At 68.8% G+C, this 23,711-nt stretch carries 23 protein-coding genes and 2 pseudogenes; 4 read left to right on the forward strand and 21 right to left on the reverse strand.

Features of this window, described 5'->3' with window-relative positions; all coding sequences use genetic code 11:
- Positions 1 to 1,389: 1,389 nt before the first annotated feature.
- Both OHO27_RS11435 and OHO27_RS11445 read left to right on the forward strand, forming a co-directional pair.
- The gene (locus OHO27_RS11435) at positions 1,390 to 1,836 is read left to right on the forward strand and encodes a hypothetical protein (RefSeq protein ID WP_328422885.1); all 447 of its coding nucleotides are present in this window, start codon (positions 1,390 to 1,392) and stop codon (positions 1,834 to 1,836) included.
- 1,228 nt (positions 1,837 to 3,064) lie between these two features.
- Complete coding sequence (locus OHO27_RS11445) at positions 3,065 to 3,571, forward strand: cupin domain-containing protein (RefSeq protein WP_328422887.1); 507 nt, start codon at positions 3,065 to 3,067, stop codon at positions 3,569 to 3,571.
- 133 nt (positions 3,572 to 3,704) lie between these two features.
- Here OHO27_RS11445 and OHO27_RS11450 read toward each other — a convergent pair whose 3' ends face one another.
- Positions 3,705 to 4,190 carry an NUDIX hydrolase gene (locus OHO27_RS11450; protein WP_328422889.1) on the reverse strand — a complete coding sequence of 162 codons (486 nt, stop codon included), beginning with the start codon at positions 4,188 to 4,190 and terminating at the stop codon, positions 3,705 to 3,707.
- 18 nt (positions 4,191 to 4,208) lie between these two features.
- Positions 4,209 to 5,150, reverse strand: a complete 942-nt coding sequence (locus OHO27_RS11455) for an XRE family transcriptional regulator (RefSeq protein WP_328422891.1) — start codon at positions 5,148 to 5,150, stop codon at positions 4,209 to 4,211.
- A 51-nt stretch (positions 5,151 to 5,201) separates the two neighbouring features.
- Between OHO27_RS11455 and OHO27_RS11460 the strand changes: the two are divergent.
- Positions 5,202 to 5,622: pseudogene (locus OHO27_RS11460) on the forward strand (tyrosine-type recombinase/integrase); the annotation flags it as partial.
- 216 nt (positions 5,623 to 5,838) lie between these two features.
- Here OHO27_RS11460 and OHO27_RS11465 read toward each other — a convergent pair.
- The 5 genes from OHO27_RS11465 to rpsB all read right to left on the reverse strand — a co-directional run bounded on the left by OHO27_RS11465 (position 5,839) and on the right by rpsB (position 10,641).
- Entirely contained in the window at positions 5,839 to 7,014 is a 1,176-nt protein-coding gene (locus OHO27_RS11465) for a phosphatidate cytidylyltransferase (protein WP_328422893.1), read from the reverse strand.
- Positions 7,014 to 7,571: a ribosome recycling factor gene (gene frr / locus OHO27_RS11470; RefSeq protein ID WP_328422895.1), complete on the reverse strand. Its 558-nt coding sequence runs from the start codon at positions 7,569 to 7,571 to the stop codon at positions 7,014 to 7,016. The genes OHO27_RS11465 and frr overlap by 1 nt, the downstream gene beginning before the upstream one ends.
- A gap of 166 nt (positions 7,572 to 7,737) precedes the next feature.
- Positions 7,738 to 8,496, reverse strand: a complete 759-nt coding sequence (gene pyrH, locus OHO27_RS11475) for a UMP kinase (protein ID WP_328422897.1) — start codon at positions 8,494 to 8,496, stop codon at positions 7,738 to 7,740.
- A 195-nt stretch (positions 8,497 to 8,691) separates the two neighbouring features.
- Positions 8,692 to 9,528, reverse strand: a complete 837-nt coding sequence (tsf, locus tag OHO27_RS11480) for a translation elongation factor Ts (protein ID WP_328422899.1) — start codon at positions 9,526 to 9,528, stop codon at positions 8,692 to 8,694.
- Positions 9,529 to 9,687: 159 nt separating this feature from the next.
- The gene (gene rpsB, locus OHO27_RS11485) at positions 9,688 to 10,641 is read right to left on the reverse strand and encodes a 30S ribosomal protein S2 (RefSeq protein WP_328422901.1); all 954 of its coding nucleotides are present in this window, start codon (positions 10,639 to 10,641) and stop codon (positions 9,688 to 9,690) included.
- 368 nt (positions 10,642 to 11,009) lie between these two features.
- On the opposite strand from rpsB, the gene OHO27_RS11490 reads away from it, so the two are divergent.
- Entirely contained in the window at positions 11,010 to 11,570 is a 561-nt protein-coding gene (locus OHO27_RS11490) for a murein hydrolase activator EnvC family protein (protein ID WP_443059704.1), read from the forward strand.
- A 607-nt stretch (positions 11,571 to 12,177) separates the two neighbouring features.
- On the opposite strand, the gene OHO27_RS11495 is transcribed toward OHO27_RS11490, so the two are convergent.
- From OHO27_RS11495 to rimM, 14 genes and pseudogenes are all read right to left on the reverse strand, one after another.
- Positions 12,178 to 12,735: a TetR/AcrR family transcriptional regulator gene (locus OHO27_RS11495; protein WP_328430405.1), complete on the reverse strand. Its 558-nt coding sequence runs from the start codon at positions 12,733 to 12,735 to the stop codon at positions 12,178 to 12,180.
- Positions 12,736 to 12,830: 95 nt separating this feature from the next.
- Positions 12,831 to 13,673 carry an RNA polymerase sigma factor WhiG gene (whiG, locus tag OHO27_RS11500; RefSeq protein WP_328422905.1) on the reverse strand — a complete coding sequence of 281 codons (843 nt, stop codon included), beginning with the start codon at positions 13,671 to 13,673 and terminating at the stop codon, positions 12,831 to 12,833.
- Between the two features lie 293 nt (positions 13,674 to 13,966).
- Positions 13,967 to 15,126 (reverse strand): annotated as a pseudogene (gene dprA / locus OHO27_RS11505) (DNA-processing protein DprA).
- Complete coding sequence (locus tag OHO27_RS11510) at positions 15,123 to 16,748, reverse strand: YifB family Mg chelatase-like AAA ATPase (RefSeq protein WP_328422907.1); 1,626 nt, start codon at positions 16,746 to 16,748, stop codon at positions 15,123 to 15,125. Before OHO27_RS11510 ends, dprA begins: the two are co-directional and overlap by 4 nt.
- A 1-nt stretch (position 16,749) precedes the next feature.
- Complete coding sequence (locus OHO27_RS11515) at positions 16,750 to 17,127, reverse strand: YraN family protein (RefSeq protein ID WP_328422909.1); 378 nt, start codon at positions 17,125 to 17,127, stop codon at positions 16,750 to 16,752.
- A gap of 107 nt (positions 17,128 to 17,234) precedes the next feature.
- Positions 17,235 to 17,543, reverse strand: a complete 309-nt coding sequence (locus OHO27_RS11520) for a DUF2469 domain-containing protein (protein WP_003993268.1) — start codon at positions 17,541 to 17,543, stop codon at positions 17,235 to 17,237.
- A 56-nt stretch (positions 17,544 to 17,599) separates the two neighbouring features.
- Positions 17,600 to 18,145, reverse strand: coding sequence for an NUDIX hydrolase (locus OHO27_RS11525; protein WP_328422911.1), 546 nt, complete (start codon positions 18,143 to 18,145; stop codon positions 17,600 to 17,602).
- Between the two features lie 10 nt (positions 18,146 to 18,155).
- Complete coding sequence (gene lepB / locus OHO27_RS11530; RefSeq protein ID WP_328422913.1) at positions 18,156 to 18,932, reverse strand: signal peptidase I; 777 nt, start codon at positions 18,930 to 18,932, stop codon at positions 18,156 to 18,158.
- A gap of 128 nt (positions 18,933 to 19,060) precedes the next feature.
- Complete coding sequence (lepB, locus tag OHO27_RS11535; RefSeq protein ID WP_328422915.1) at positions 19,061 to 20,029, reverse strand: signal peptidase I; 969 nt, start codon at positions 20,027 to 20,029, stop codon at positions 19,061 to 19,063.
- Entirely contained in the window at positions 19,917 to 21,008 is a 1,092-nt protein-coding gene (lepB, locus tag OHO27_RS11540) for a signal peptidase I (RefSeq protein WP_328422917.1), read from the reverse strand. The genes lepB (OHO27_RS11535) and lepB (OHO27_RS11540) overlap by 113 nt, the downstream gene beginning before the upstream one ends.
- The gene (lepB, locus tag OHO27_RS11545; RefSeq protein ID WP_328422919.1) at positions 21,001 to 21,717 is read right to left on the reverse strand and encodes a signal peptidase I; all 717 of its coding nucleotides are present in this window, start codon (positions 21,715 to 21,717) and stop codon (positions 21,001 to 21,003) included. The genes lepB (OHO27_RS11540) and lepB (OHO27_RS11545) overlap by 8 nt, the downstream gene beginning before the upstream one ends.
- A 60-nt stretch (positions 21,718 to 21,777) precedes the next feature.
- The gene (gene rplS / locus OHO27_RS11550) at positions 21,778 to 22,128 is read right to left on the reverse strand and encodes a 50S ribosomal protein L19 (protein ID WP_328422921.1); all 351 of its coding nucleotides are present in this window, start codon (positions 22,126 to 22,128) and stop codon (positions 21,778 to 21,780) included.
- 134 nt (positions 22,129 to 22,262) lie between these two features.
- Positions 22,263 to 23,096, reverse strand: coding sequence for a tRNA (guanosine(37)-N1)-methyltransferase TrmD (trmD, locus tag OHO27_RS11555; RefSeq protein ID WP_328422923.1), 834 nt, complete (start codon positions 23,094 to 23,096; stop codon positions 22,263 to 22,265).
- Positions 23,096 to 23,647 carry a ribosome maturation factor RimM gene (gene rimM / locus OHO27_RS11560; RefSeq protein WP_328422925.1) on the reverse strand — a complete coding sequence of 184 codons (552 nt, stop codon included), beginning with the start codon at positions 23,645 to 23,647 and terminating at the stop codon, positions 23,096 to 23,098. Before rimM ends, trmD begins: the two co-directional genes overlap by 1 nt.
- Positions 23,648 to 23,711: the final 64 nt, after the last annotated feature.

Genomic DNA, 23,711 nt, shown 5'->3' on the forward strand with positions numbered 1-23,711 from the left:
GACTCCGCTTCTTCAGCCCCGCAGCGAGATGCGCGGCATGAGCCTTCCCATGCGCCTTGGCCAGCTGCACCGGAACCGCAGCGGCAAGCGCGCCGGCATGACGCTCAAACCGCTCGACGGCCCAGGCCGACGGCCCTACCGGATAGCCACCCAACACCGACATGCAGTGCTCCCCTCCCCCAGGTCCCGCCTCTGAACTGTGTGACACGTACACGAAGGGCTCACAAGGGGGCGATCCGGCCAAGGCACGGCCGTACAGGCTCAATACTCGGAACAGCAAGAGTGACTCGGTGACGGTCCCGAGATCTCTGAAGGCGATAACAAGATCTGTTCGGCTCGGATACGTTTCGGAGGATGGATCCGAAGATCGCCACAGCAGTCGTCACCGGCGCAGCCACAATCTCCGCTGCGGTGCTAGTAGCGGTCTTCCAGTTCATGGGGAAGTGGCGCGAGGAGCGTCGCCTGGCTCGTGTCGCGGCGGCTGAGGCTGATGCCCGCCTTGCTGGCTCATTCGTTCAACTCATGAGTCGTGCCCACGCACGTGGCGAGCCTGTAGTGAGCGATGGGGCAGCCCTGGAGGCACTGTTGCAGACAGGTGTTCTGGCGGACCAACTGCGAGCGCTCCTGGCCGCCCAGGTGCCTGGTCCGATCGACCAGCCCGCCTTGCTTCGAGTCGATCAGATCCTTGACGCAGTGCAGATCCGCGTTCCTCCTGTGGGGGGGAGCCGAGCAAGAAGCCGCCATGCAAGCCGTAATTGCCCTTGGCCTCCAGCACAGCTTCCTCACACATGCGGCCCTCACCGGCCTCCGAGACCGGAACCAGTTCAAGCCCGTTTGGAACTTCGCTGGGGCGGAGAAAGCGCTCCTGGCTCGTCTCAAGTTTGATGCACGGAAGACGCGCATGCGCCGTCAAGATCGGCCCAGCTATTGGTTTGCTCGCGGATGAGGAAGATGTAGGTCGGCGGAGCCTCAATGGCCGATGCAAGCCGACGGGGCACCATCCATGGGTTGAGGATGGTGCCCCGCGCTGGATTAGGGCTTTGAGGTCTGGCCTCATCCTTATCAGGTCGATCATGGGTCCTCCGAACGTAAGCCAACTCGTCTCCCGCCTCTACTGCCTGTCCGTCGAGGTTCGACGGAACCCGCCGCTGTCCGGCCTTGTTGATGTCAGGTACTGGTGTCAGCGAAGAGGGGCGCTCTTGACAAAACCCTTACGGCGCCCTAAGCCCGGACCCAACTCCCCCGTGGGGGCCAGGTGTTCGTCACGGCGGCAAGCTCAGATTTTTCTCAAATAGTTCCTGATTCCCTTGCAGCGGATACGGCACCAGGCAAAGATCGTGAGCGACCAGAGAAGAAGGCCCTGACCAGGCCCGAATAAGGGGGAATACCTTGCCTCTCGGAATCAGAAATCTCGCTGTCGTCGGTGCCGCCGCCCTCGGCGTCATCGCACTCAGCGCGCCCAGCGCCTCGGCGACGTCCCAGCAGTCGGACTGGGTGAAGATGGCGATAAACACAAACTGCCACATCAAGGTGTACGTGGACGACCACCAGTACAGCGGCAAGATCCGCGCTCAGGCGCACTTCGGCTGCGACAGGGGCGGGAACCTCTTCACGCCGCACATCAGCATCGACCGTGACAACGAGCACGGCCTGGGAAGGAAGACCGCGGGCCCCAAGTGGATCGACGAGGATAAGGGATTCGGCGGGTTCGAGACCACCACCGCGGACAAGGCCGGCCGGCAGTGCTACAAGGCTGTGGTGCACATCGTGTACCCCGAACCCGGTGAAGGCGGGAACACTCAGCAGATCGTCAAGACTCCGTGCCTCAACACCTGAGGTGAAAGGAAATACCCTGACTGCTCCTTCCCGGCAGTCAGGGTATTTTCCCTGCTTTTTTCTTTTTCGGGTAGAATTCCCTGAGTACGACTTCGACAGCCCCAAAGATCAGTGCGAGACGAAGTTAGGATAATTTCCGACTGACCGGCGCGAGAAAAGCATGCACCCCAGGTGGAGGAGTGGCTGTGTGCGGCCCAGCGCGGTAATCGCCCGCCGGTCACCTCGAATGAGCTTATGGCGTAGTTCGGAGCGAATGAGCGCACCGCTCAACATATCCCGCAACGGGCCAGGGACCGGGAACTTCGTCGCCCCTACCCATCAGCGTACGGAGCGCTGCGACAACCGCGACGGCAACAGCCGCACCTAGGCTGCCACTTCCTCAACCAACCACCCTCCCCAGCTCCCATCCCGTCCGCCGTCGACCCACACACCGTGGAGCGGGCGTGGTTCATGGCGTCCAGGTGGAGCGCGCCACTGTACGAACGACCTGGACGCCATGGGCCGCGTCTGCTCGGCTTCGCCTGGGTCGACGGTGGACGGGACGGGAGCTCCCCGCGCACGCCACTACGGACCTGCACTCGGGAACGGCGCCCCCTCCATCCCGGTGCCGGCCGATCCCCCGCCGGAGGCATCGCCTTGACCGTGGGCCGCACTATGCGGTGATCGACTCATGGCTACCGGCCCTATCCACATGTGGGCGCGCGTCGGCGGCGGCAGCGCCGAGCGGGCCGAAGGCAGGAGCGCGGGCGCAGCCAGAGCCGGGAAGCGCGCCCGGCGGAGCGAAGCGCAGCCGGGCTTGATGAAGTAGGGAAAGTCTTATCCCGCAGGGATGAGGGCCTTCGTGTCTAGTCTCAGTTGATGGTTGACGGATTGACGTCGGATGATGCTTGACGTCTGCCCTTAGACGATCTTCCGGTGGGTGTACTCACCGAAGGCGCGCCTCACTACTTCCTTCGTCGTGGTGCGGAAAATGGTGGTGTCTAGCGCTTCGCCGTGGAAGACGCGATTCTCGTTGGTGTCCAAGTGGGCTTTGACGACCAGGCGGGCGTAAGCCAATCCGACTTGGAATCGCTGGCCTGCGACGACGAAACCACCAGTGCTGCTTACGTTCCGCTCGGCGGTCTGGGGTGCGGGCGGCAGGGATGATCGGAGTGAGCCTGCCGGGCGCCTCCTATGAATCGGTCATAGAGTTACAGAAGACGGCAAAACCGACACCTGGGAGGCCGTTATGGGGGCTCTCCGCTTCGTAGTCGAACCAGACGAGGGCAAGTCGATCTGGCTCGCGGGCATAGGAGTCGACTTCAAGATCTGGGGCGAGGAGACCGGCAACCAGTTTTCGATCGTCGAGCACCCCATCGAGCCGGGCCGTCTCATACCGCCACACGTTCACAGCCGCGAGGACGAGTTCTCGTACGTCCTACAGGGCAGGGTCGGCGCACGAGTGGGCGACGAGGAGGCCACGGCAGGTCCAGGCTCGTACATCCTCAAACCGCGAGGGATCCTGCATACCTTTTGGAACGCTGGACCGGAACCGGCCAGGATCCTGGAAATCATCTCCCCCGCAGGCTTCGAGCGGTTCTTCGACGCGCTGGGCACGGTCAGCGAGACGGCCTCTGATCCTGCCGAGTTCCTCCAGCGCCGGGCCGAGCTAGGCGAGCAGTACGGTCTCGGGTTCTCCGACGAGTGGGTCGCCGAACTCACCGACAGGTACCAGCTCAAGCTTCTCGGTGAGTAACTACACCAGCTCTCCCACGCACACTGATCAGACGCGCACAGCCAAGCCGAGGCAAGCGGTGTCAGGCATCAGGTGAGGCCACTGCGTCGAGCATCAATCGAGACAAGACAGGGATGAGGGCCTTCGGTCTCGGCTACGCCGCTACATCGCTCGGCGCCTGGCCATGCTCGAGGTACACCGGGGCGCTCGCCGCTCGGGCCTCGATCGCCGCAAGGATGCGTCGTGCCAGCCGAGGGATCGTACGGTCCGCGATCTCGCTCGGGGCGACGAACGTGACGGTCTTCAGCTCCTCGGCCTGCGGGCGAATGTCCTCCACGGCCTCAGGGGCAAGCTCGCCACCGTCGAACAAGTACAAGACCTTGTCGCCCTCGGTAGCGCTGGGTGCCCAGTCGACGGCCAGGAGGCGGCCGAGCGTCGGCGTGATGCCGAGTTCTTCCCGTACCTCGCGGCTGGCAGCCTGCAACGGAGACTCACCGGTCTCGACATAGCCTCCGGGGATGTCCCAGTAGTCCTTGTACGTGGGCACCACCATGAGGACGCGCCCGCCGGCATCAAAGAAAAGCGCACCCGCTGCCATACGCGGATGCGCCATCTTCGCTTCATGCTCGTTCGCTGCCATGCAGCCGAGCGTATCCACCTACACCACATGCAGCCGATCGGCGAGATCCGCCATGGCCCGGCTCGGTCGGCCACGCTGGTTGCGTACCCACGTGAGTACGAGTTCGCGGGCCAGGTAGTGGCTCCGTACCTGCTCCGGTGCCCAACACTCGGCTTCAAGGATCGCCGACAAGGCGTCGTCGACACGGTTGTGTGCGCTAAGGGCACGGGCCACCTCGATGCTGTGCCGCGTCCGGCGCTCTGTCGGGAGGCTGCTGGTGTCGATACGCGGACCGAGATCGATGGCTACCTGCATGTCGCCCAGTTCGCCCGCGGTAGCCACACGGTGGATGTCGACGTTGGTCGGGCCGAAAGCGGTCCACATGTGGTTCGCATCCTGCCCGAGTTGGCGGGCTGCCTGGTCGGCCTCGGCGAGGAACTCGCGTACGGTCGAGCGCTCCTCTGCCCGGGCGGCTGCTATCGAGCCAGCGAGGAAGAGCGTCCCGTAGATCGACAGGAACTCCGGGCTGGCCCCACGGAGGCCCGGGCGAAGGTAGTCGGCCGCATCACCGATGAGCTGTACGGCGGCGTCAAAGCGGCCGGTCGACAGGAGACAGTGACCCACGGACCGGAAGAGCGAGCCGATGACCGCCGGGTTGCCGGACTGCTGCGCCGCGCCCAATCCGCGATCGGCAGCAATCCAAGCGAGGCCCACCTCGCCCACCTTCCCGAGGACCATGGCAGCGCTCTGATACGTCAGCGCAAGCAGTTCGTTGGCCTGCTCATGCTCGCAGCCGTCGCAGGACCGCGCCGCGATTAGAGCGTCCGCCAGCACCAGGGGCAGGCGACGGGTCGCGAAGGCGTAGCGGGAAGCCTGGTAGGCATCCATGATCTCTACGACGCTGGTGCGAAGCTCGTCCAGGGGCGTGGGGTCGCCCTCGGTCGGCAGCCCCAACAAGGGCGTCAGTTGGCGGTAGTTCATCAGCGCCGACCGAAGTGCCGGCACCGTGCGGTTGCCGCTGTCGGCGGTCCACCACCTGTGGCGATCAAGCTGCCGTGGATCAGGCCGGACGGCCCGCTGACCGGGCGGCATCTGATCTTCACCAACACGGCCGACGGGATCGTCTGGCGAAGCAACTTCAACGTCCACGAGTGGAAGCGCGCCCTCGCGGCGGCTGGCCTCATCCCGACGCGAGAGCCCGGCGAGCCGTATGCCTCCGCCCGGCAACACGGGATGCACGCCCTTCGCCACTTCTACGCCTCGGTCCTCCTGGACGCGGGCGAGAGCATCAAGGCCGTGAGCGAGTACCTCGGGCACTCCGATCCCTCGATGACGCTGCGGGTGTACGCGCACCTGATGCCCAGCAGCAGCGAGCGAGCCCGCCGGGCCCTGGATGGTGTCTTCGGCACGGCCCAGGAGCCCTGACGGCCCAGAGACGGCCCACCAGGCGTAAGACGGCCCCCTACTGGCGACAAACTCGCTGGTAGGGGGCTTCTTCGTGCCCACAGAACAAGAGTTCTCCGGGTGCAGGCATAACTCTCCCAGTGTCACAGATCCACTGGCGTGGCCCGCCCCGCCGTCGATCGGCCGTACGACAGAGCCGCTACCTGAACCTGAGGGCCCCCGCTCGGCCGGAGCGGAGGCCCTCAGGTGCGTACAGGTACGGACGTCAGCCCGAGCCCACGAACAGCACCATCAGCAGCCACACCACCGGCGCCGTGGGCAGCAACGAGTCCAGTCGGTCCATGATCCCGCCGTGACCCGGCAGCAGCGTGCCCATGTCCTTGATGCCCAGGTCCCGCTTGATCATCGACTCGCCGAGGTCACCCAGCGTGGCGGTGGCCGCGACCGCCAGGCCCAGGAGCAGGCCCTGCCACCAGGCGCCGTCATCGATGAGGAACTGCATGCACAGCGCGCCCGCCACCATCGCGAAGCTCACCGCGCCGAGCAGGCCCTCGCGGGTCTTGCCGGGGCTGATGCGCGGGGCGAGTTTGTGCGTGCCGAAGCGCCACCCGACGGCGTACGCGCCGGTGTCGCTGACGACCGTCAGGAGCAGGAACGTCAGGACCCGCCAGGGCCCGTCGTCGGCAGTCAGCATCATCGCGACGAACGTCGCCAGGAACGGCACGTAGAACGCCGCGAAGACGCCCGCGGTGACGTCCTTGAGATAGCCCTCCGGCGGCTCCGTCATCCGCCAGACCAGCACGGCCAGCGAGGTCAGCGCCATCGCCGTCCAGGCGCCCTCGGCGCCCCGGGCGTACCCGGCGACCACCATCGCCGCACCGCCGAGCGCGAGCGGGACGAGGGGCGCCTTGATGCCCTTGCGCTCCTCGAGCCGCTTGGTCAGTTCCCACAGACCCACGACCACGGCGACCGCGACCACACCGACGAACACGGCCTTGACGACGAACAGCGAAGCGACGATCACCACGCCGAGCCCGACAGCGACTCCTATGGCCGCACCCAGGTCGCGCCCCGCGCTCTTCTTCTGCGGCGGGTGCGCCGGCTGCGGGGAGTCGTGCATGGGCTCCGGATTCTGCTGCGCCGCCTCGGAGGGCCGCGCCTGCGACGTGTCGTACGGCCGCGCGCGGGGCGGCTGTTCGCGGAACAAGGGGCCGCTCAGCCGAGCGGCCCCCCGATCGTCATCCTGGTCTCCGCCATACGCGGGTACGTCGGGCACGATGGGCATGGGGCGAGTCTGCTGCGCCTCAGGCGCATCGTACGCGGGACCCGCCGGGGCAGCCCCCTGGACAGGTCCACGCGCGGTGGTCCCCCAGTACCCGGCCTGTCCGGCCTGTCCGGCCTGTCCGGCTTGTGGCGGCGCCCCCCAGGAAGAGTCGTTCATCAGACCTCGAGCAGCTCGGCTTCCTTGTGCTTGAGGAGCTCGTCCACCTGAGCGACGTACTTGTGCGTGGTGTCGTCGAGCTCCTTCTCCGCGCGGCGGCCCTCGTCCTCGCCGATCTCGCCGTCCTTGATCAGCTTGTCGATGGCGTCCTTGGCCTTGCGGCGGACGGAGCGGATGGACACCTTGGCGTCCTCGCCCTTGGCCTTGGCGACCTTGATGTAGTCGCGGCGGCGCTCCTCGGTGAGCTCGGGGAACACCACTCGGATGATGTTGCCGTCGTTGCTCGGGTTGACGCCGAGGTCGGAGTCGCGGATCGCCTGCTCGATGTTGCGCAGCGCGCTCTTGTCGAACGGGGTCACGACGGCCATGCGCGGCTCCGGCACGGAGAACGAAGCCAGCTGGTTGATCGGCGTCGGCGCACCGTAGTAGTCGGCCACGATCTTGTTGAACATCGCCGGGTGCGCACGGCCGGTGCGGATCGCGGCGAAGTCCTCCTTGGCGACCACGACGGCCTTCTCCATCTTCTCCTCGGCCTCGAGGAGGGTCTCTTCGATCACCACTTGCTCCTGCGTCTTGAGTAAGGCCCGGCTGCGGTTCCTCGGTGAGGCGGCGGCCGGCTGCGTCGCGTCTTCTTCCTGCACGGTTCCCGACCGGCAGGACATTGTCCATCCCCCGGTCAGGGTCCGTCCCGTCCGTCCCCCGGACGGGCTTGTTGTCGGAGCGTCAGCCCCGGCCGCCCTGCTCACCCACAAGCGTGCCGATCTTCTCACCCTTGACGGCGCGCGCGATATTGCCCTCCGCCAGAAGCTCGAAGACGAGGATCGGAAGCTTGTTGTCTCGGCACAGCGTGACGGCGGTCGCGTCGGCGACCTTGAGGTCGCGGGTGATGACCTCGCCGTAGCCGAGGGAGTCGAACTTGACGGCGTCCGGGTTGGTCTTCGGGTCGGAGTCGTAGACCCCGTCCACGCCGTTCTTGCCCATCAGCAGCGCCTCGGCGTCGATCTCCAGGGCGCGCTGGGCGGCGGTGGTGTCGGTGGAGAAGTACGGCATGCCCATACCGGCGCCGAAGATGACCACACGGCCCTTCTCCAGGTGCCGTACGGCGCGCAGCGGGATGTACGGCTCGGCGACCTGGCCCATGGTGATGGCGGTCTGGACCCGGCTGTCGATGCCCTCCTTCTCCAGGAAGTCCTGGAGGGCGAGGCAGTTCATCACGGTGCCGAGCATGCCCATGTAGTCGGAGCGGGCCCGGTCCATGCCGCGCTGCTGGAGTTCGGCGCCGCGGAAGAAGTTGCCGCCGCCGATGACGACCGCGACCTGCGCGCCGTCGCGCACGACGGCCGCGATCTCGCGGGCGATCTTGTGCACCACGTCCGGGTCGACGCCGAGGCCCCCGCCGCCGGAGAAGGCCTCTCCTGACAGCTTCAGCAGGTACCGGCCGCGTACTTTGCCGTCGTCGCTCTTCTGGGCCTTGGTGGTCATCGAGATCCCGCCTTTGTTACGTGGTGCACATACGAAGAAGGCCATTGCCGGTTGGGGTGTGTTTCGCATCCCATGCGCGGCAATGGCCTCCTCGTCAGATCTGCTGTCGTCCGTCACGCGCGCGTGCGTGGTGACGGCGTCCGCGGACGACTGCCCTCGACCCTATCGGGGTCGGGCGCCGATCGCGGTACGGACTCAGATGCCGACCTTGATGCGCGTGAAGCGCGTCAGGGTGACACCGGCCTCGTCCAGAACCTTCTGGACGGACTTCTTGTTGTCGAGCGCGTACGGCTGACCGAGCAGCGTGGCGTCCTTGAAGAAGCCGTTGAGGCGTCCCTCGACGATCTTCGGCAGGGCGGCCTCGGGCTTGCCCTCGGCGCGGGTGGTCTCCTCGGCGACACGACGCTCCGACTCGACGACCTCGGCCGGCACGTCCTCCTTGGAGAGGTACTTCGGCGCGAAGGCGGCGATGTGCTGGGCGACGCCCTTGGCGATCTCGGCGTTCGGCTTGTCCAGCTCGACGAGGACACCGATCTGCGGGGGCAGGTCGGGCATCGTGCGGTGCATGTACGCGAGCACGAAGCCGTCGCCGTACTGCGCGAAGCGGTCCAGGACGATCTTCTCGCCCAGGTTGGCGTTGGCCTCGTCCACGAACGCCTGGACGGTCTTGCCGGCCTCGATCTCGGAGGCGAGCAGGGCCTCGATGTCGGCCGGGGAGGTCTTCGCGACGTGCTCGGCGATCGCGGTGGCGACGGCCTGGAACTTGTCACCCTTGGCGACGAAGTCCGTCTCGCACTTCAGCTCTACGAGGACACCGGAGGAGTTGTCGTCAGCGATGATCGAGACCACGGCGCCGTTCTCGGCGGAGCGGCCCTCGCGCTTGGCGACGCCCTTCTGGCCCTTGATACGGAGCGCCTCGACGGCCTTCTCGACGTTGCCCTCGGCCTCGTCCAGCGCCTTCTTGCAGTCCATCATGCCGGCGCCGGTGAGCTCACGGAGCTTCTTGACGTCAGCGGCGGTGTAGTTCGCCATGAGTCTGTGAATCTTTCTCGAAGTCTGGAAGATCGAAGATCTACGGGGTCTACGGCCCCCATGTAGTCGGGGACCGCTGACCTTTCGTCGACCTACGGGTGAACGGCGGGAGCGGACTTGATGTCACCGCTCCCGCCGTCAACCCTGACGCTGACGGTGTCAGGCCTGCTCGCCCTCGGCGGCCGGAGCCTCGGTGGCCGGAGCCTCGGTGGCCGGAGCCTCGGTGGCCGGGGCGTCGGCAGCCGGGGCCTCAGCGGCCGGAGCCTCGGCAGCGGGGGCCTCAGCGGCCGGAGCCTCGGCAGCGGGGGCGTCGGCGGCGGCCGGAGCCTCGTCGGCCTTCTTCTCGCCCTCGAGCAGGTCGCGCTCCCACTCGGCGAGCGGCTCGCCCGCGGCCTTCTCGCCCTTGCCACCGGTGGCGACGCCGGAGCGGGCGATGAGGCCCTCGGCGACGGCGTCGGCGATCACGCGGGTGAGCAGGGTGACAGAGCGGATCGCGTCGTCGTTGCCCGGGATCTTGTAGTCGACCTCGTCGGGGTCGCAGTTGGTGTCGAGGATCGCGACGACCGGAATGTTGAGCTTCCGGGCCTCACCAACGGCGATGTGCTCCTTCTTGGTGTCCACGATCCAGACGGCGCTGGGCACCTTCTGCATCTCGCGGATACCACCGAGGGTCTTCTCCAGCTTGGCCTTCTCACGGGAGAGGACCAGCAGCTCCTTCTTGGTGAGGCCGGAGGCGGCCACATCCTCGAAGTCGATCTGCTCGAGCTCCTTCAGGCGCTGCAGGCGCTTGTAGACGGTCGAGAAGTTGGTGAGCATGCCGCCCAGCCAGCGCTGGTTGACGTAAGGCATGCCGACGCGGGTGGCCTGCTCGGCGATGGCCTCCTGCGCCTGCTTCTTCGTGCCGACGAACATGACCGTGCCGCCGTGGGCGACGGTCTCCTTGACGAACTCGTAGGCGCGGTCGATGTACGACAGCGACTGGAGCAGGTCGATGATGTAGATGCCGTTGCGCTCCGTGAAGATGAAACGCTTCATCTTCGGGTTCCAACGACGGGTCTGGTGACCGAAGTGGACGCCGCTCTCAAGCAGCTCCCGCATCGTGACGACGGCCATGGCCGCTCTCCTTGAATGTTCTCGGTTGTGCCGCGGATGCCGGACGGCTTCCGCGCCTGACGCCCACATGCGCCGTGCCACTAAGGACCGAGAGGCGCTGATACGGACCGTCTCCGGTTGTCGTATCGGGGCGTGCGAAGTCGACCCGGTGACCCGGGTCGCCAGAAGAAGTGTACGTGACCCGCGAGGCACCGGGTGACGCCGCTGTCCACAACCCGGGAGTTATCCACAGATCCCGGCCGTGATCTGCGGGGGTGGGCGACGGTTCTCGCATGCGAGCGAAGCGATGTGCGAGGGCAGCGAGGGCCACGAAGGCCCCGATGACGGCGTGGACGGCGAGGAGGACCAGGGCATGCGTTCGGCTGGTGATGCTGTTGCTCCTGACGGCGACCGTCCTGCTGTCCCCGGCACCACGACTGACCCCGACCGCCACGAGCGCCGGCGCCGCGTCGGCCCCGGACCCCACAGTGCCGACGATCGGCCGGGCATGGCCCGTGGGGTCACCCCCGCCGATCCTCCGCGCCTGGGAACCCCCGGCGACACGGTACGGGCGCGGCCACCGGGGTGTGGACCTCGGTACCCCGGCCGGGACACCGGTACGGGCGGTGGCCTCGGGGCGGATCTCCTTCGCGGGCCGGGTGGCCGGCAAGGGGGTCGTGTCGGTGGAGCTGACGGGGACGGGGGATCCGCCGCTGCGGACGACGTACGAGCCGGTGCGGGCGGTGCTGAAGAAGGGCGCCGAGGTTGCGGCGGGGGAGGTCGTGGGGACGGTGGAGGCGACGGGCTCGCACTGCACGGGAACCTGCGTGCACTGGGGTCTACGCAGAGGCGACGCCTACCTGGACCCGCTGTCACTCCTGCCACCGGGGCTGCTGCGCAGGGGGCCGTCGAGGCTGCTGCCGGTTCTGGGGGTGCCGTTGCCGCCGTAGCCGACCCGGGGCCGTACCAGTCGTCCCGGCCGTCGTCATCGACCGGGCCGTCGTCATCGGCCAGCCCGGCCGTCGTCGTCGCCCCCGCCGTCGTCATCGACCGGGCCCCGGGTCCGCCCGACGCTCCACGCCGACGCGGCGCCTCGCCATGACCGCCCGACCGCGCACGCCCGCGCCGTCCAGGGGGCGCCCGACGAGCCCAGCAGGCACAGTCGCACAACTGCGGAGGCGGGTCGCCCGGTGGCCGACGCGGGTCTGCCCGGAGGGGTCGGGGCACTCGTGCCGATGAGGCCGCTCCCGGCCCACTGACGCGTCACCCCGCCGGTGTCAGACCGCGCCCAACTGCGGCCTCGCTCCAGCCCACAGAGCCGGCACCCCGCCGACGCCGAGCCGCACCCCACCCCGACCTCAACCCGGCACGCAGCCGTAGCACCCCACCAGCATCGAGCGCACCCCACCCCGACCTCAACCCGACCCACAGAGCCGGCACCCCACCGGCATCGTGCAGCACCCCACCCCGGCCTCAGCGCCGACGCAGGCCGCCCTTCCAGCACCGGGGCAGCGCACCCACACCCGCCCCGCCGCACTCAGCCGGCCCCCGCCGGACTCAGCCGCGAACACCCCTCAGCGCCATCGAGACAGCCGCCTCCGTGATCGCCGCAGGCTCCTCCGCCGCCCCCAGCTCGATCCGTCGTACAGCCGCATCCACGACACCCTGAAGCAGCATCGCCGCCAACCGGGGCTCAGCGTGCCCCATCTCGCCCAGCGCCTCGACGATCATCGCGACCAGCCCGCCGTGCGCCGCACGGATCTTCTCCCGGGCCCCCGCGTCCAGTTCGCTCGCGGAGATCGCCACCACGGCCCGGTGCCGCCGGTCCCCGACCAGCGCGAGCTGCCGCCGGACATACGCCTCGACCTTGCCCTCGGCCGTGGCCTCCCGTTCCATCGCCGCCGAGACCTCCGCGGCCCACACGGGAAAGTCGACCTCGCACAGCTCCTCGACCACGGCGGCCCGCGACCGGAAGTACTCGTACACGGACGACCGCGCGAGCCCCGTCCGCTCGGCAAGGGCAGGGAACGTCAGCGCCTCCGTCCCGCCCTCGGACAACAGGGATCGAGCCGCGTCCAGCAGGGCGGCTCGCTGCATCGACCGGTGCTCGGCCACGGAGGCCGCTCGAATCCTTGGCACGTCAACCACTTTACGGACGCACCCGCGCCGACGGGAGCCTCTCCGGCCAACCCGACACACGTCCCGCCAGGTCAACGACCGAAGCCGGCCAGTTTCGCCCGCAGCTGCAGCACCGACTTGGTGTGGATCTGACTCACCCGGCTCTCGGTCACGCCCAGCACGTTCCCGATCTCCGCCAGCGTGAGCCCCTCGTAGTAGTACAGCGTCACCACGGTCTTCTCCCGCTCGGGCAACGTGTTGATCGCGCGTGCCAGAAACCGCCGCAGCTCCCGGTCCTCGGCGACCTCCACGGGGTTGTCCGCAGCGGTGTCCTCCAGCGTGTCCATGACGCTGAGCCCATCGCCGCCCTCGCCGCCGACGTGCAGCAACTCCTCCAGCGCCACCACGTTGGCCAGCGACAACTGGCTGAAGACCGAGTGGAGTTCGTCCACGGCGATGCCCATCTCGACGGCCACCTCCGCCTCCGTGGGGGTGCGCCGCAGTCGCGCCTCCAGGGTCGCGTAGGCCCGCTCGACGTTGCGTGCCTTCTGCCGCACCGACCGCGGAATCCAGTCCAGCGCTCGGAGCTCGTCGATCATCGCGCCCCGGATCCGCGTGATCGCATACGTCTCGAACTTGATCTCCCGGTCGATGTCGAACTTCTCGATCGCGTCGATCAGTCCGAACACCCCCGACGACACGAAGTCCGCCTGCTCCACATTGGGCGGCAGGCCGACGCTCACGCGGCCCGCCACGTACTTGACGAGCGGTGAGTAGTGCAGGATCAGCTGCTCGCGCAGCCGCTCGTCCCCCGTCGCCTTGTACGACCGCCACAGCTCGTCGAGTGTCGAGGGAGCGGGCGGCCGCACGCTGCCACCGTCACGGGCGGCTGGGGGGATCGCCGCCCGGTCGGACCCGGAGGTGTGCTGGGGCATTCGTTGCCTTGTGCCGTTCTGCCGTGAAGTGGGGGTGCCTGGGGGTGGAACCGGTCGGATGTCGTTCTGCTGCCGTTCTGGGGTCGAGGTGCCGGTCTGCGCCGGAATCCTCGTGAGCGTAGCGTGACTGAAGTATCGCGGTGCGCGAAGGGCGGAGCGCACGCCGTACGCAGATACGTTCCGCTGGACGCCCCACAGGGTCATGACGGTCGCTCTACGTGATCACACGAACACCCCAACTGGGGGAATTCTCAAGGGCGTCCGTGTTCCCCCGTACGGCCGAACACGCTCGGTCAGCATCGAGTCCGACCGGCGTGAACGGACATCATCGCCTGGCGTGTCAACTTCCAGCTGTCGCCGTGTCGTTCGACGTAACCAAGTGAGCGGAGTTCGTACAGTCTGGCGATCGCGTCGTCCTCGGTGGTTTGCGCACCGCGCGCGACCTCGTCCGCTCTCGCCGCGCGCCGCCCGGGCAGCGCCGCCAGGACTCTGCGCGCCCTGGGCTCCAGCAAGTCGCGCGGCAGGACGGGCCCGCGCCGCTCGGGTGCGAGCTCTCCCATGTCGCCGACGAGTTCGACGACCTCGGCGGCGTCGGTGACCAGGACGGCATCCCCGCGCAGCAGTTCGTGCACGCCCGCCGAGAGGCCGCTGGTGGCCGGCCCGGGGACCCCATCGTGTGGCGGCCCAACCGCTGGGCGGCCCGCGCGGTGACCAGCGAGCCGCTGCGATGGGCGGCCTCGACGACGACCGTGCCCCGCGTCAGGGCCGCGATCACCCGGTTCCGCACGATGAACCTGCTGGGCGTCGGATGCTCCCCCGGCGGCAGCTCCCCGATCACGAGCCCCTGTTCCGCGATCCTGTTGATCAGCTGGGTGTGCCCACGCGGGTAGGGCCGGTCGACGCCGCAGGCGAGCACGGCGACGGTGGCTCCGCCGGAACCGAGGGCGCCGCGATGTGCGGCACCGTCGACCCCGTAGGCGCCGCCGGACACGACAACCCAGCCCCGCTCGGCGAGCCCGCCGGCGAGGGTGGCCGCCATGTGTGCGCCGTACTCGGTGCAGGCGCGAGCCCCGACGACGGCCACGGACCGCAGCGCCCACATCCGCAGACCGGCCCGCCCGCGCACCCACAACCCGAGGGGCCGGGCGTCCCCCAGGTCGTCGAGCTGCCCAGGCCACTCGATGTCCCCGGGGCACAGAAACCGCACGCCGGCCTCCCGGGCGACGGCGAGATCCCGGTCGGGCTCGGCCCGCAGACCCCGGGCCCGCAGCCCGTCCCACCGCTTGTAACTCACCCCCGGCAATGCCTCCGCCTCCTCCCGTAACCGCCGCACCACTTCCCGCACGCCGTACTCCCGCACCCATCGCCCGGCGACCTCGTCCCCCGGCTCGACGACCCGGGTGAGGAAGACCCGGCCGAGCAGTTCGTCGTCCGGATCCTCGGTGCCGCTCACGTCAGCGCCCCGATGGCCATGGGCACGCCGCGCGGCACACCGGTGCGCAGTTGCAGGGCCAGGGCGACGTCCATCGCACCGGGCCGGTCGTGGCCCACCAGGTCGGCCACGGTCCAGGCGACCCGCAGTACGCGGTCGAGCCCTCGCGCGGTCAGTACGCCGCGTTCCAGGTTCCGTTCCGCCTCGTCCATGGCGCCGACCGCCGCGTACCAACGGCTGCGCAGCTCCCGTCCGGGAATCTCGCTGTTGGTACGCCACGGGGTACCGGCGAGCCGGTCCGAGGCCCGCTCGCGGGCCGCGCGGACCCGGTCGGCCACCGTGGCCGTGGACTCGCCCCGGGCCCCGCGCTCGGTCAGCTGGGCGCGCGTGACACGGTCCACCTCGACCCGGAGGTCGACCCGGTCCAGCAGCGGCCCCGACAGCCGCGCCTGATAGCGGCGGATCGCCGAGGGCGGGCACTCGCACAGGTCGCCCGTCTGGGAGAAACGGCCGCAGGGGCAGGGGTTGGCCGCGAGCACCATCAGGAATTTCGCCGGGAAGCGCACCACGCCGGCGCTGCGTGCGATCACGACATGCCCGGCTTCCAGCGGCTGCCGCAGGGCGTCGAGGGCGTGGCTGTTGAACTCCGGCGTCTCGTCCAGGAAGAGGACCCCCCGGTGGGAGAGTGACACCGCGCCGGGCCGGGCGATGCCCGCGCCCCCGCCGACGAGCGCCTGCATGGTCGCCGAGTGATGCGGAGCGCAGTAGGGGGCCACGTCGATCAGAGGCTTGCCCGGAGGCAGCAGCCCCGCCACCGAGTGCACTGCCGTGACCTCCAGCGACTCCTCCCTGCGCAGCCGGGGCAGGATGGCCGGCAGCCGCTCCGCGAGCATCGTCTTGCCCGCGCCGGGCGGCCCCTCGAGGAACAGGTGATGCCCGCCCGCCGCGGCGACCTCCACGGCCGTACGCGCCGAGATCTGCCCCACCACATCGGCGAGGTCGTGCCCGTGGTCGTGCTCGGTGGCACCCAGGCTGTGCATGCCCGTGGCCGCGCCGGTGCCCGGCACCCGCAGACCCGCGAGGAGTGGGTCCGGGCGGCCCGGTTCCTCCGGTTCCTCGTCGGGCACGGGTTCGTCCGCGAGGACGGCGATCAGCTGACGCAGACTGCGCACGCCGAGTACGGACACGCCCGGCACCAGCGAGGCCTCGGCCGCGGCGCATTCGGGGACGACGACCTGCTCGTAGCCCGCGTCCGCCGCGGCCAGCACCGCGGGCAGGATGCCCCGCACGGGACGCACCCGTCCGTCCAGGCCCAGCTCGCCGATCATCACGATGTCGGCGAGGACCCGTGGATCGATCCGCTCGGCGGCGCCGAGGACGGCACAGGCGACGGCCAGGTCGAAGCCGCTGCCCGCCTTGGGTACCGACGCCGGGCTGAGCCCGACGGTGAGCTTCTTCTGCGGCCACTCCCCGCCCGAGTTCACGACGGCCGCCCGTACCCGGTCCCGGCTCTCCGACAGGCTCTTGTCCGGCAGCCCCACCAGGGTGAACGCCGCCACCCCCGGCTCCAGATCCGCCTGGACCTCCACCACAACACCCTCGACGCCCACCAGAGCGACCGAGCACGTACGCGCGAAGCCCATCTCAGGCCACCCCTCGTGCGTGCTCGACCACGGGCGCGCCGCGGCCGGGCAGGACCACGCCGACGAGGTCGATGCGGACGCCTCCGGGTGGAGCCCCGCCATGGGCGTGGATCCAGTGTTCCGCGAGGCCGCGCAGGCGTTCCGCCTTCTCCGGGGTCACCGCGGCCATCGGATGCTCGAAGGCACCCGTCCTACGGGTCTTCACCTCGCAGACGACCAGCACATCGCCGTCCCTGGCGACGATGTCGATCTCTCCGGTTCTGCCACAGCGCCAGTTGCGCTCCAGAACCGTCATCCCGGCCTCGACCAGCCGTCGTGCGGCCAGCGTCTCGCCGTACCTGCCCAGTGCGCTGCGTGCGCTTCCCTTGCTCGTGCTCATGTCGGCACCACCTCCGGCGCCAACGATGAGTGCAGCTCAGCGAGCTATTGGATCTTGGTGGACAAGTCCGCGACTGTGGACAACTTCCTCACCCCTGCGGGTGAACCTCACCCGCTCGGGAGCTCGAGATCGCTCTTGTTGAGCTCCTCGATGTTCACGTCCTTGAATGTGAGTACTCGGACCTGCTTCACGAACCGAGCCGGCCGGTACATGTCCCACACCCAGGCATCCGCCATGGACACCTCGAAGAACACCTCACCCTGGACCGAGTGCACCTGCATCTCGTAGTCGTTGGTCAGGTAGAAGCGCCGCTCGGTCTCGATCACGTACTTGAACAGACCGACGACATCGCGGTACTCCCGATAGAGCTTGAGCTCCATCTCGGTCTCGTACTTTTCGAGGTCCTCGGCGCTCATGGCATGTTCCCCTTCAGCCGTGCGATCCCACCATTGTGCGCCAGTCCCGTCCGCACCTAGACAATTTCGGAGTCAAGGGTCACGGGCCCAGCGGGGGGACCTTCGTCGAGCAGTGTGCGCAGTAGCTCGGCGAGTCTGGTCGGATACACCGTCTCATGTGCCTGGGCAAGTTCCCGACACGTCCACCAGCGCGCTCCGGCGACGCTGCGCCGCTCCAGTTCGGTGAGGCCCAGCGCCCGGGTCGCCGTCTGCGTCGTACGCGCCAGGTAGTACCACTCGTCCTGGTCCCAGCGGCGGCCGGCGAACGGGAACGAGCACATCCGGTGCCACAGCACGGGGCCGAGCTCGACCTCCGTGATGCCGGTCTCCTCGGCGAGTTCCCGCAGTGCGGCCTGAGCACGGCTCTCGTCGCCCTCGACGCCGCCGCCCGGGGTGAACCACCAGTCGTCGGCCGGATCCTCCGGCTCATGGCCGTGCAGCAGCAGAATGCGGTCCTGCGGGTCGAGGAGGACGACTCGGGCGACCTTGCGCAGTCCGCCTTCGTACGAGTCGCCGTACGGCCCGTTCCCGAGTCCCGTCCCGCCGTACGGCCCGTTCCCCACGCCCGTCACCTCAGCGGGCACCCGCGGGCTCCGTACGGGTCCCGGAGCGCTTGCCCAGTCGTTTCGCGATCGGGCCGTAGGCACCGCCGGCCAGGACGAGCACGCCTCCGCCGACGATCAGCGCGACCATCGCCCGCAGCGGCCCCGGCGACGACAGTGAGCCGAGCTGCTCGAAGCTCGCGGCGGGCTCCAGCATGCCGTCCATGGGCCAGACGACGGCGTCCACGCGGGCCGACACGGCGCTGCGCGCCACGGTGCCCTTGGCCGCGTCCGTGAGGTGGGCCGTGGAGTCCAGGGAGCCGCTGCGCTCGTCGCCGAGCAGGAAGAGCCTGTCCTTCGGCACCGTCACCGTCGGGAAGTTCTGGAGCTCGGCCAGGCCGTCCTCGGCCAGGTAGGGCTCGTCGATCTGCTTGCCGTTGACGGTCAGCTTGCCGTCCGTGCAGCAGGCGACCGTGTCACCGCCGACCGCGACCACGCGCTTGACGACGGGCGCGTTGGTCACCCAGGTCTTGTCGGTGAAGACGACGACGTCACCGCGGCGCACCTCGCCGCCATCGACGCGCTGGGCCAGCACCCGGTCGCCCGCGCCGATCGTCGGCGCCATCGAACTGGTGGGCACGGTGTACGGCCGGTAGACCACCGCTCCCCAGGCGAACCCGCCCAGGAACAGCACCAGGCCCAGCGCCACGGCCAGTCCGGACAACCGCTCTCCGGTCCGGCTGCCCGCCGGGCCACTGCTCGCGCCACCGCCACGCGGCGCCGTACGTGTCGTGCTCTCGCCACCCATGGGTCCGCACCCTACCCGGCGGTACCGACACCGGGCAGCCCCTCCTGAGGCGCCCGGGCCCACGGACTGGGCAAAGCTTTCCCAAGCTCTCCTCAGCAGGGCCCCACCCCAGGAAGGACGTCAGGCGGTCAGCGGGTCTGCGCCGCCTTGATCCGCTGCCGGCGCCACAGCACCAGCGGCACGGCACCTGCGAGCGCAAGGCCCTGCGGGGCGACCGTCAGAGCGGCGGAACGGGCGCTCAGATTCTGTTCGAAGGTGTCCGGAACCGGCAGGTTGTCCCAGCGGTTGATCGGCCAGGCGATCACGATGGCGCGGCCGACGACCTCCTTGACGGGGACCATGCCGTGGTTCTTGTCGGACTGGTTGTAGCGCGAGTCCCGGGAGTTCTGCCGGTGATCGCCCATGACCCAGATCTTGCCCTCGGGGACCTTGACCTTGAACTGGCCGCCCTGGTCGTCCTGGCTGCAGGGGGTGTTGCCCGGGTAGACGTACGGCTCGTTCAGCGCCTTGCCGTTGACCATCAGCGGGCCGGTGCCCTCGCATTGGATCGTGTCGCCGCCGACGCCCACGACGCGCTTGATGAGGTCCTTCTCCTCCGCGGACGGCATCAGGCCGATCCAGCTGAGGAAGGTCTGCAGGGCGTTGGGGTCGGGAGTGGGCTCACCGGCCAGCCACTGGTCGGGGTCGTGGAACACGACGACCTCGCCGCGCTCGGGCTCGGAGCCGAACCAGGGGGTGAGCTTGTCGACCAGGACACGGTCACCCTGCTGGAGGGTGTTCTGCATCGAGTCGGAGGGGATCGAGAACGCCTGCACCAGGAACGTCTTGATCAGCAGCGCGAGGACGAGCGCGATACCGATCAGGATGGGCAGCTCCTTCCAGAAGGAGCGCTGCTTCTTCGACTGGGGGGAGGCCCCGCCCGACCCCTGACCGTCGGTCGGCGGCCGCCCGCCGGACCCTTCGCCGTCGCCGGCCGCTCCGGGGTCATTCCCGGAGGTCACGGCGCCGTCCGCGGCCGGGTCGGCTGCGCCCACGGGGCGTCCGCGGTGCTCCTCGCCGTCGTGCCCGGATCGTGCGCCAACCGCCACATCCCCCACGCCAACTCCTCACTCTGTGCCGCTGCCTGCCCGAGAGACGGTGCAGGCCCACCACTCCCATAACGAGCGGGAGTTCCGCAGGGCTCGGGAGCTGAATCGTTCCGATCGATTCGTCGGAAGCAACCCTATGCGACTGCTGGGCGGCCGCGGTCGACCCGGTCGCCGCGTCGGACACCGATGCGTAAGTTTTAGGTTCCTCGAGTGAGTTCCAGTGACCGAAGGGCCAGGCGATGACCATGGCCCGTCCCACGACCTCGGTCTCGGAGACCGTGCCGCCGTAGCCCTGGTTCTGGTGTGCGCGGGAGTCCGCGGAGTTGGCGCGGTGGTCGCCCATCACCCACAGCCGGCCCTGCGGGACGGTGATGTCGAACTTCGAGTCGGAGGGGGCGTTGCCGGGATAGAGATAGTCCTCGTTCAGGGGAACGCCGTTGACGGTGACTCGCCCTTGCGTGTCACAGCACTTGACGCGGTCGCCGCCGACGCCGACCACGCGCTTGATGAGGTCCTTCTCGTCCTCGGACGGCAGCAGGCCGATGAAGGTGAGCGCCTCCTTGACCTGCTTGATGACGACGGGGTCCTCCTTCTGCACCGTCGTCTGCTCGTCCTGGAGCCAGCCGCCGGGGTCCTTGAAGACGACGACGTCCCCGCGTTGCGGCTCGGAGCCGAACCAGGGGGTGAGCTTGTCGACCAGGACACGGTCGCCGATCTGGATCGTCTGCTCCATCGAGCCGGACGGGATCACGAAGGCCTGCACGAGGAACGTCTTCAGGACCAGCGCTATGAGGACAGCGACGCCGACGAGGAGGGGTATCTCCTTGATCGCGGAGCGCCTGCGGCGGCGCTTGACCTTGCGCTGGAGCTTGCGCCGCTCCGCGCGGGTACGACCGCCGGCGGGGCTGGCGGCGCGCCGGGCACCGGTGGGCAGCAGATTCTCGGCGGGGCTGCTCGGGACGCCGCGCGGTTTGCCACGGTTACCCATGCGCGCCCTCCGCTGCGGGCACGCGCGCGTAGGCGTCCGTACGGTCCAGGCGGGTCCAGTGGGCGGTCGGCCATACGATCCAGTCGACGCGGCCGATGACGTCGTCGAGCGGGATCATGCCGCCGCCGGGCGAGCCGAGATGGTCGCGGGAGTCGCTGGACTCGCTGCGGTGGTCGCCGAGGAGAAACAGGGCGCCGTCGGGCACGACTACGTCGAAAGGCACCGTGGACGGTCTGTCGCCGGGGTACAGGAACGTCGACTCGTCGACCGACCGGCCGTTCACCTGGATCCTCCCCTCGTTGTCACAGCAGACCACGTGGTCTCTCCCCACACCCACAACGCGCTTGACGTAGTCCGCATCCCCGAAGTACCCAGTTCCGTCGAACACGACAACATCGCCGCGTCGCGGCTCGGCACCGAAACGGTACGCCAACTTATTTACGAGAACGCGGTCGCCGATCCTCAATCCGGACTCCATGGATCCGCTGGGAATCTCGAACGGCCGTAGCACGAACGTGTTGAGCAGCAGCAGAAAGACCAGGAAGACCAGCAGGGTCAGGCTGATCCGTCCGCCCGGGACCCATTCGGTGATCCGCGACACCAACGCGAAGCGCGACCGTCCCTCCTGACCCTCGGTGTCCGAGATCGCCTCGGATTCGGAAGGGCGGGAGGAGCGGTCGCGCTCCGTCGGCTGTGCTTCGGTGTCCATCGGGGCCAGATGTTATCCGGCCCCGCCAGGGACCCCCGCGGGGGCGAGCCCCCGAAGCGCTCAGTTCTCGCGCTTCTCCTTGATCTTCGCCGCCTTGCCGCGCAGGTCACGCAGGTAGTACAGCTTGGCGCGACGCACGTCACCGCGGGTGACGAGCTCGATCTTCTCGACGATCGGGGTGTGCACCGGGAAGGTGCGCTCGACGCCGACGGAGAAGGAGACCTTGCGGACCGTGAAGGTCTCGCGAACGCCGGCGCCCTGGCGGCGGATCACAACGCCCTTGAACTGCTGCACACGGGAGCGGTTGCCCTCGATGACGCGGACGTGGACGTTGACGGTGTCGCCCGGGCGGAAGGCCGGGACGTCACTGCGCAGCGACGCGGAGTCGACGGAGTCGAGCAGGTGAGACATTTCGTCTGCTTTCTTCGCCCATGCCACAGGTCATAGGCGGGAGATAGGTTCTTCGTGAGGATGCTGTTCGCGTCGGGGCGAGCGTCGTGTCCCCCTGTGGCAGGGGCGCATGCCGGACGGCGCACAACAGCGGCCTATTGTTCCACGCCCTCGGTCCTGCGCCAAAATCGGCCGAACCGCTCCCCCTCCGGGTCGGGCATCCAGCCCAGGATGGAGAGCATCTCGCGGTCCTTCTTGTCGAAGGCCTTGGGGTCGCAACGCTCGATCAGGTCAGGCCGGTTGGCCGTCGTACGCCTGAGGGCCTCGTCACGCCGCCAGCGGGCGATCTTGCCGTGGTGGCCGCTGAGCAGCACGTCGGGGATGTCCCGGCCGCGCCATTCGGGCGGCTTGGTGTAGACGGGGCCTTCCAGGAGGCTCGCCATCGCGCCGGGCGCGAAGGAGTCGTCCCGGTGGGACTCGGCGTTGCCCAGGACGCCGGGCAGCAGGCGTGCCACGGCCTCGGTGATGACCAGTACGGCGGCCTCACCGCCGGCGAGGACGTAGTCGCCGATGGACACCTCGTGCACCGGCATACGGGTCGCGTACTCGTCGATGACCCGGCGGTCGATGCCCTCGTAGCGGGCCGGCGTGAAGATCAGCCAGGGCCGCTCGGAGAGTTCGACGGCGAGTTCCTGGGTGAAGGGGCGGCCGCTGGGGGTGGGGACGATCAGGCAGGGCCCGCGGGAGCCCGTCTCGTAGCCGTCGGCCAGGACGGAGTCGAGTGCGTTGCCCCAGGGGTCGGTCTTCATGACCATGCCGGGGCCGCCGCCGTACGGGGTGTCGTCGACCGTGTTGTGGCGGTCGTACGTCCAGGTACGCAGGTCGTGCACCTGGACGTTCAGCTGCCCACGCGCGCGTGCCTTGCCGACGAGGGAGACGTTCAGGGGTTCCAGGTACTCGGGAAAGATCGTGACGACGTCGAGCCGCATCAGCCCTCGGCCTCCGCGTCGCGAGAGGAGGCGATCTCCGCGTTGTCGTCGATCAGACCCGGGGGCGGGGTGATGACGGCGCGCTGCTCCTCCAGGTCGATCTCGGTGACGATGGCCTCGACGAAGGGGATCATCACCTCGCTCCCGTCGGGCCGCTCCACGATGAAGAGGTCCTGGGACGGCAGGTGCGAGATCTCGGTGATACGACCGACCTCGACACCGTCCGCGGTCACCACGTCGAGGTCCATGAGCTGGTGGTCGTAGTACTCGTCCTCTTCCTCGGGCAGCTCGTCCGGGTCGATCTCCGCGATGAGGAGGGTGTTGCGCAGCGCCTCGGCGCCGGTGCGGTCCTTGACCCCCTCGAAGCGCAGGAGGAGGCGGCCGCTGTGGACGCGGCCGGTCTCGATGGTGAGCGGCCCGGTGGCGGCCGGGTCGGTGGCCAGGACGGCGCCGGGGGCGAGCCGCAGCTCCGGCTCGTCGGTGCGAACCTCGACGGTGACCTCGCCCTTGATGCCGTGGGCGCGGCCGATCCGTGCGACTACCAGCTGCACTGTGCTTGCTCTCCTGTCATGCGACTGGCCGTACGACGGCCATGAACCGGCGTACGACTACGGG

Origin of the sequence: Streptomyces sp. NBC_00443 (genome assembly GCF_036014175.1) — a bacterium.
GTDB lineage: Bacteria > Actinomycetota > Actinomycetes > Streptomycetales > Streptomycetaceae > Streptomyces.

Excerpts from the sequence above, each read along its gene's own strand:
- whiG (WP_328422905.1), bottom strand. The coding sequence starts at position 13,673 with ATGCCCCAGCACACCTCCGGGTCCGACCGGGCGGCGATCCCCCCAGCC.
- tsf (WP_328422899.1), bottom strand. The coding sequence starts at position 9,528 with ATGGCGAACTACACCGCCGCTGACGTCAAGAAGCTCCGTGAGCTCACC.
- rplS (WP_328422921.1), bottom strand. The coding sequence starts at position 22,128 with ATGTCTCACCTGCTCGACTCCGTCGACTCCGCGTCGCTGCGCAGTGAC.
- pyrH (WP_328422897.1), bottom strand. The coding sequence starts at position 8,496 with ATGACCACCAAGGCCCAGAAGAGCGACGACGGCAAAGTACGCGGCCGG.
- OHO27_RS11445 (WP_328422887.1), top strand. The coding sequence starts at position 3,065 with ATGGGGGCTCTCCGCTTCGTAGTCGAACCAGACGAGGGCAAGTCGATC.
- OHO27_RS11490 (WP_443059704.1), top strand. The coding sequence starts at position 11,010 with ATGCTGTTGCTCCTGACGGCGACCGTCCTGCTGTCCCCGGCACCACGA.
- OHO27_RS11520 (WP_003993268.1), bottom strand. The coding sequence starts at position 17,543 with ATGAGCGCCGAGGACCTCGAAAAGTACGAGACCGAGATGGAGCTCAAG.
- OHO27_RS11515 (WP_328422909.1), bottom strand. The coding sequence starts at position 17,127 with ATGAGCACGAGCAAGGGAAGCGCACGCAGCGCACTGGGCAGGTACGGC.
- OHO27_RS11450 (WP_328422889.1), bottom strand. The coding sequence starts at position 4,190 with ATGGCAGCGAACGAGCATGAAGCGAAGATGGCGCATCCGCGTATGGCA.
- lepB (WP_328422913.1), bottom strand. The coding sequence starts at position 18,932 with ATGGGTGGCGAGAGCACGACACGTACGGCGCCGCGTGGCGGTGGCGCG.
- OHO27_RS11465 (WP_328422893.1), bottom strand. The coding sequence starts at position 7,014 with ATGAACGACTCTTCCTGGGGGGCGCCGCCACAAGCCGGACAGGCCGGA.
- rpsB (WP_328422901.1), bottom strand. The coding sequence starts at position 10,641 with ATGGCCGTCGTCACGATGCGGGAGCTGCTTGAGAGCGGCGTCCACTTC.
- OHO27_RS11455 (WP_328422891.1), bottom strand. The coding sequence starts at position 5,150 with ATGAACTACCGCCAACTGACGCCCTTGTTGGGGCTGCCGACCGAGGGC.
- lepB (WP_328422919.1), bottom strand. The coding sequence starts at position 21,717 with ATGGACACCGAAGCACAGCCGACGGAGCGCGACCGCTCCTCCCGCCCT.
- lepB (WP_328422917.1), bottom strand. The coding sequence starts at position 21,008 with ATGGGTAACCGTGGCAAACCGCGCGGCGTCCCGAGCAGCCCCGCCGAG.
- OHO27_RS11510 (WP_328422907.1), bottom strand. The coding sequence starts at position 16,748 with ATGGGCTTCGCGCGTACGTGCTCGGTCGCTCTGGTGGGCGTCGAGGGT.
- trmD (WP_328422923.1), bottom strand. The coding sequence starts at position 23,096 with ATGCGGCTCGACGTCGTCACGATCTTTCCCGAGTACCTGGAACCCCTG.